At 68.9% G+C, this 6,168-nt stretch carries 6 protein-coding genes; 1 reads left to right on the top strand and 5 read right to left on the bottom strand.

The annotated features are described in order from the left end of the window. From N864_RS18140 to N864_RS18130, 3 genes are all read right to left on the bottom strand, one after another. Positions 1-602, bottom strand: a 602-nt coding sequence (locus N864_RS18140; RefSeq protein WP_034720331.1) for a carbohydrate ABC transporter permease, incomplete at its 3' end; no start/stop codon positions are given. Then, the gene (locus N864_RS18135; RefSeq protein ID WP_240474392.1) at positions 602-1,516 is read right to left on the bottom strand and encodes a carbohydrate ABC transporter permease; all 915 of its coding nucleotides are present in this window, start codon (positions 1,514-1,516) and stop codon (positions 602-604) included. The genes N864_RS18135 and N864_RS18140, both read right to left, overlap by 1 nt. A gap of 92 nt (positions 1,517-1,608) precedes the next feature. Next, complete coding sequence (locus N864_RS18130; protein WP_240474391.1) at positions 1,609-2,859, bottom strand: ABC transporter substrate-binding protein; 1,251 nt, start codon at positions 2,857-2,859, stop codon at positions 1,609-1,611. 177 nt (positions 2,860-3,036) lie between these two features. Here N864_RS18130 and N864_RS18125 point away from each other — a divergent pair, with 177 nt between their 5' ends. Then, positions 3,037-3,807, top strand: a complete 771-nt coding sequence (locus N864_RS18125) for a FadR/GntR family transcriptional regulator (RefSeq protein ID WP_081794015.1) — start codon at positions 3,037-3,039, stop codon at positions 3,805-3,807. Positions 3,808-3,841: 34 nt separating this feature from the next. On the opposite strand, the gene N864_RS18120 is transcribed toward N864_RS18125, so the two are convergent. Then, positions 3,842-4,765: a hypothetical protein gene (locus N864_RS18120; RefSeq protein WP_034720324.1), complete on the bottom strand. Its 924-nt coding sequence runs from the start codon at positions 4,763-4,765 to the stop codon at positions 3,842-3,844. 275 nt (positions 4,766-5,040) lie between these two features. Beyond that, complete coding sequence (locus tag N864_RS18115; protein WP_155893004.1) at positions 5,041-6,015, bottom strand: RodZ family helix-turn-helix domain-containing protein; 975 nt, start codon at positions 6,013-6,015, stop codon at positions 5,041-5,043. Positions 6,016-6,168: the final 153 nt, after the last annotated feature.

Below are 6,168 nucleotides of genomic sequence, written 5' to 3'. Positions count from 1 at the left end.
AAGATGAACGACAGGATCCCGGCGGTGGCGATGCCCGGCGTCGACAGGGGCAGCGTGATCCGGCGGAACGCGCCGATCGGGGTGAGCCCGTCGACGAGCCCCGACTCCTCGAGCTCGTCCGGGAGCCCCTCGAAGTAGCCCATCATGATGTAGACGATGAGCGGCAGCGCCACGAACATGTGGCTCAGGATCAGCACTCCGAAGCCCCCGACCATCCGCAGGTTCGAGAAGACGTAGTACCAGGGCACGAGGAGCGAGACGCCGGGGATGACCCGGGCCATGAGGACGACGAGCGCAGACCGCTTCATGCTGAACCGGGCCATCGAATAGGCGGCCGGAACGCCGAGGACAAGGGACAGGGCCGTCGAGGCGAAGGCGACCCACAGGCTGTTGACGATGAACTTGATGTAGTTGGCCTGCTGCAGGACCTTCGTGTAGTTCTCGGTCGTCGGGTCGAACACGACGGCCTTGCTCGAGTCGTAGATATCGACGTTCGTCTTCAGCGACGCGGCCACCATCCAGGCCAGCGGCGCGAGCAGGCCGAGGACGACGAGCACGAGCGCGATGAAGCGGAAGACCTTGAAGGGAGTGGCGGCACGCATCAGGCAGCGTCCTTCCGGCGGGCGGTGAGCGCCCACATGGAGCCGACGATGATGAGGAAGAAGATGATCAGGACTGTCGACGAGATGCCGTAGTCGTTGTAGTCGAAGCTGAGGCCGTAGGCATAGACGTTGAGCGTCTCGACCTCGTGGAACGAGCCACCGCCCTTGCCCTTGGTGGCATAGAGGATGTCGAAGGTCTTGAGGGCGTCGATGCCGCGCAGCAGAATCGCGACAATGACGGTCGGCATGAGCAGCGGCAGGGTGATGTGCCGGAACCGCTGCCACGCGTTGGCTCCGTCGATGAGGGCGGCCTCCTGCGGCTCGTCGGAGAGCGAGGTCAGTCCGGCGAGGAGGATCAGCACGACCATCGGGGTCCACTGCCAGATGTCGATGAACATCGTCGTGGGCAGAGCCGTGGCCTGGCCCGCGAGCCAGGGCTGGGGCGGGATGCCGAACCAGCCGATCACCGTGTTGGCGAGGCCGATATTGGGGTCGAAGATGAGCCGCCACATCATGCCGACGGCCACGGGAGTCGCGACGAGCGGCAGGAGGATGGCGACCCGCACCCACTTCTCACCGCGGAAGGGCCTCCAGAGGAGGAGCGCGGTGGCCATCCCGAGGACGACCTCGAAGATGAGCACGACCGCAGTGAAGGCGAAGGTGCGCCCGGTCGCCGGCCAGAAGCGATCCGTGTCCGTCAGCACCTCGATGAAGTTCGAGATCCCGACGAACTCCTTTGCCGCCCGGACGGATCCCTCGGCATCGGTGAGGCTGAGATAGACCGTCCAACCGAGCGGGAAGATGATGAGGAGCGCGACGAAGATCATCGCCGGACTGGCGAAGAGCCACTTCCGGTGGGCGTTGGCCCACCGGACCCATCCGGGGGTGCCGGAAGACAGCATCTGGACGCTCATGCGGATGCTCCTGTCAGGTCAGCGCAGGTGGGTGGGTGGCCGGCCGACGACCCATCGAGGCATCGGCGGCCGGCCACCGTCAGGCGCGGTTCTTACTTCTTCTCGTCGTCGAGGAACTTCTGGAACGCGGCGTTCGCCGTGTCGGCCGAAGCGGACACGTCCTTGCCGGTGATGGCGTCGACGATGGGCTGGCCAACGATCTCGCGGGCCTCGGCGACCTTGGTGACACGCGGCCGGTCGTAGCCAACGGCACCCTTCTCACCTGCGTTCATCGCCTCGACGAGGTCCTTCGGGTAGGTCGAGACCGCGTCGGCGTCGGCCCAGACGGACTTGCGAGCGCTCGGGACGCCGGCCTTCTGGTTCTCGAGCGTCTGCGCCTTGCTGGTCGCCCACTCGATGAACTTCCACGCGTTGTCCTGGTTGCTCGAGGCTGCGTTGACGCCGAGAGCCCACGACGGGATGTTGTACGGCTTCGAGCCGGCCGGACCCGCCGGGAAGGGAGCGAAGGCGACCGTGTCGGCGACCTTCGACTTGGCTGGGTCGGTCGCATTCTTGTAGAGCGAGCTCGCCTCGGTGTAGAACGCAGCCTGGCCCTGCGTGAAGATCGCCATCGCCTCGGGCCAGCTCATGTCGGTGCTGACGTTGGCCGGGCCCTCATCCTTGATCAGGCTGCCGTAGTACTTGTAGGCGGCCGTGGCCTCGGGCGTGCTGACGGTGGACTTGCCGGACCCGTCGCTCCAGTCACCGCCGAAGCTGTAGAGGAAGCTCGAGAACTGGGTGACGGCCGGCGACTTGCCGGTGCGGGCGACGAAGCCCGCGACACCCGGGTTCTGCTCCTTGATCTTCTTGGCGTCGGCCTTGAGCTCGTCGAGCGTCGCCGGAGGGTTGTCGATGCCGGCCTTCTTCAACAGGTCCTTGCGGTAGTAGAGGACCTCCTGCTCGGTGATGATCGGCACGCCGACGACCTTGCCCTCATCGGTCGTGGCTGCGACCGGGCCGGCCTGGTAGTCGGCCCAGTCCCACTCGTTGTTCGACTTCGTCTTGTCGGTGAGGTCGGCGAGGTAGCCGTTCTTCGCAAACAGGCGCCCCTCTTGAAGGGGGCGGTACATCATGACGTCGATCTCGCTCGTGCCGGCGTTGAGCTTGACGTTGTACTGGTCGGACAGCTGGTCCTCGCCCAGCTGGGTCACCTGAACTTTGAGGCCCGTCTGCTTCTCGAACTCGGGCAGCGCCTTCTTGATGTTGTCGGTCCAGACGTGGTTCGCGAGCGTGACCCGGACCGTCTTAGAGGCGGCGGCGTCACCTCCGCCGCCACCACAAGCGCTGAGGCCGAGGGCTGCCACCACGGCCAGAGAAGTTCCGATTACTGAGCGACGCAACATTGCGGCCTCCGTGCTTGTCGAGGTGCCCGATCCCGTTGAGCACCGTGGTCGGCGGGCTTTACATCCGCCTTAATGCCGGGACCCTAGCATTACCTCCGCCTTGAACGACGCGTCGTTATCAATCCGTATGATGTGTGCGTGAGCACTGGCGCTGCGGTCCCCTCTGACGGCCACCCCGACGCGGGGTCGACCCAGGGCCTGCACGCGCGCGTTCTCGACGGCCTCGGCACCGCCATCGCGGGCGGCCGCACGCCGGTCGGAGCGCTGCTCTACATCGACGACCTCGCGGCCGAGTACGGCGTCTCGCGGTCCGTCATCCGTGAGTGCCTGCGCGTCCTTGCCTCGATGGGCCTGGTGGAGTCGCGGCGCCGCGTCGGCACCCGGATCTGCCCCCGCGAGGAGTGGAATGTCTTTGATCCTCAAGTGATTCGGTGGCGCCTTGCCTCCGATGACCGAGTGGGTCAGTTGCGTTCACTCACCGAGCTGCGCGCGGCCGTCGAGCCGGAGGCCGCCGCCCTCGCCGCGCTCCGGGGTCGCCTCGATGAGGGCAGTGGCCTCGTGGCCCTCGCGGCCCAGATGTGGTCCGCCGGCATGGAGGGAGACCTCGACACGTTCCTGCGGCTCGACGTGGAGTTCCACCGGCGCGTCCTCGCGGGCTCCGGCAACGAGATGTTCCTCAAGCTGAGCAGCCTCGTGGGCGAAGTGCTGAGCGGACGCCACCAGTACGGCCTGATGCCCCACCATCCCGACGAGCTGGCCCTCTCCCTGCACGCCGACGTCGCGCAGGCCATCCAGCGGCGCGAGGAGTCGCTGGCGCGTGAGGCGATGCGGCGCATCACGGTCCAGGCGCTGGAGGAGATGGCTTCGATCTGGGACGAAACCACCGGTTCCCTCCACCCGACGAACTGAGTTGCCGAGTTCGGTCTCGGACCGCGGCGCGTCCCTAGTCGTTGTCGAGTGCAGCGTTGAGAGCCGCAACGAGGGTGCCGAGCTCATCGGCGGCATCTCCCTCACCGGTCAGCTCATCGCGCTCCAGTAGGCGCGGCGGCTGAGCACTGCCGAAGACGAGCGCCACCGGGTCGGCGTCGACCGGCCGCAGGGTGACCTCCTCGCGGGAGAGCCGCGCGACGTGCAGTCCCTCGAAGCGAGGCTGACGACTCCCGCCGGACTGCAGGTCGGTCGCGCTGGGCAGCGCCGGCCGGACGAGCACGACGTTGACGTCGTCCGTGGCGATGGCGGCCCCCAGCACGTGGTTGACGGCGCCCAGGGTCGCGGAGGCGAGGATGGCGCGGTAGGTCTCCTCGCGCTGACCGGCCGTCCTGCGCCGGAGCATGGGACGACCGGTGGCCGAGACCCCCGGGCCGCGGTCCGGAACGACCTCGGGCCCCGGCACCCGCAGCACGACGGTGACGTAGGCGCGTCGGTCCGGGCCCACCCGACCGGCGTCGATGCAGGTGCAGTCGGCCGCACTGTCGGCGAAGGACGCCTCCAGGGCCGCGATGACAGCGGTGGCGTCGTGCGCCTCGAGACCTCGCCAGGTGCTGTCCGCCGCCGCCTGGGCGTAGCCATCGCGCACTCGGGCAGCGATCCGGCCGGCCGCGAGGAACGCCTTGACCGGAGCCGACCCGGGATCGAGCTTGGCCCGAGACCCGGCGGTCCTGACCGACCGTCGCTCCCGTCGGCGCTGGATACCGGCCGCTGCGATCAGGGCCGCCTCCCGAGCCTGCTTCGCATCCTCCGGCGTCAGAGCCGGAGATCCTGCGACCAAGGGACGCTGAGCCCGCGGGAACACCGCGTGGTGCGCCGAGCTGAGCCGGGACTCGAGGGCTGCCAGGGCGCCAGCGTCGTCGCGCTCGACCGCGTCCACCGCGAGCCGCTCGGCCTCCGCAGCACCGAGTGGGCCTGCTGGCCCGCTGCGCCGACGCAGACTCCGTGACCGTCGTCGAGTCGGCGCCTCCTGATGACGACGAGAACGGGCCACGGACGGCGTCGCTGAGCGCGCCCCCGGGACCACCGAGCGCAACGTCTCGCCGACCCACGCGATGCCGAGCCCCGGCGCGATGTGCACCGGGGTGTGGCCATCGCCCGGGGGAGGGAGGGCGCCGAGCCAGATCCGTGGTCCGCTCGGTGGAGCCACCTCGCTCAAGAGCGGTCACCCCCGGCCGCGGCGGCGGTCGCGGTCGCGGCGACAACTGTCTTCGTCGCCGTCACGGACGGGCGCGCCAGCGGTGTCGCCGTCGTGGTGCTCGATGCCGACGTGGTCGATGAGCGACTCGGCGAGGGCGTCGTCGCGGTCCTCTTCGTCGCGGCGGGCGCAGTGGTGGACGGGGATGCCACCGTCGTCGGCCCCGTGCTCGTGGGAACCGACGTGCGCGCCGTGCTCGGAGCCGAGGTGGAGGACGGCACCACCACCGTGGCCGCGACGAGGTCTGGACGATCGGTCGACGCGGTGGTCGTCACGACGCCGGGAGCCCCCGCCTCGGAGCTGGGACTCGTCGAGCGGGTCGGGACGCGAGTGTCGCTGACGGGCAGCGGTTTCGGCACCTCGTCGGTGCCGTCCGAGTCGTCCGAGACGAGCAGGATCCGGGAGGCCTGGAAGCCGACCAGGCCAAGGGCGCAGATGATGACGGCGGCGACGAGCAGGTTGCGCCGCGGGATGGTCGTCGTCTTCCTCCGCGGGGGATTCGGCGCTCGCCTGACATCAGCGGGAGCATTGCCGGCGGACGGTGCAGACGCGACCGGGGCGGCCACGACCGGGGCAACCACGGCGGGCACGGGCACCACCCATGCGACCTCGTCGGGGGAACCCTCGGACACCGCCTCAGCAACCGGAGCAACGACCGGACTGTGCATGTCCTCGGCGGTGACCTCACCCACGGTGGACCACCACGTCACGACCGTGCAGCCGTACGAACCGGACTCGGCGCCGTCCAGCTCCGCCTCGAGCGCAGCCCGGTCGGCGACGCTCAGCGAGCCGGCGCCCTCGAGCACCGGAGACCAGAAGGACCAGCCCTCGGGTGGCTCGGGCCATTGGGGGTCGGGCAGCCAGTCCTCGCTCGGCGTCCACGAGAGTGGCGGTGTCGGCCACCCCGGTGGGACGTTGAAACGGACTGTCACACCTGACCCTTCCCCAAAGCCTCGCGGCGAGACGACACCACTTCCCTCGGGCAGGTTATGGCCATTCCTGGCGAAATGTGCACAAACCGAGATATTCGGGGGCCGACGGGCTCACCTCACCGCCCGCCGCTCTCGACGGTTGGTGGCCTCTCG

This window comes from Intrasporangium chromatireducens Q5-1 (genome assembly GCF_000576575.1).
Taxonomy (GTDB): domain Bacteria; phylum Actinomycetota; class Actinomycetes; order Actinomycetales; family Dermatophilaceae; genus Intrasporangium_A; species Intrasporangium_A chromatireducens.
This window is presented reverse-complemented; position numbering and strand designations above follow the sequence as displayed.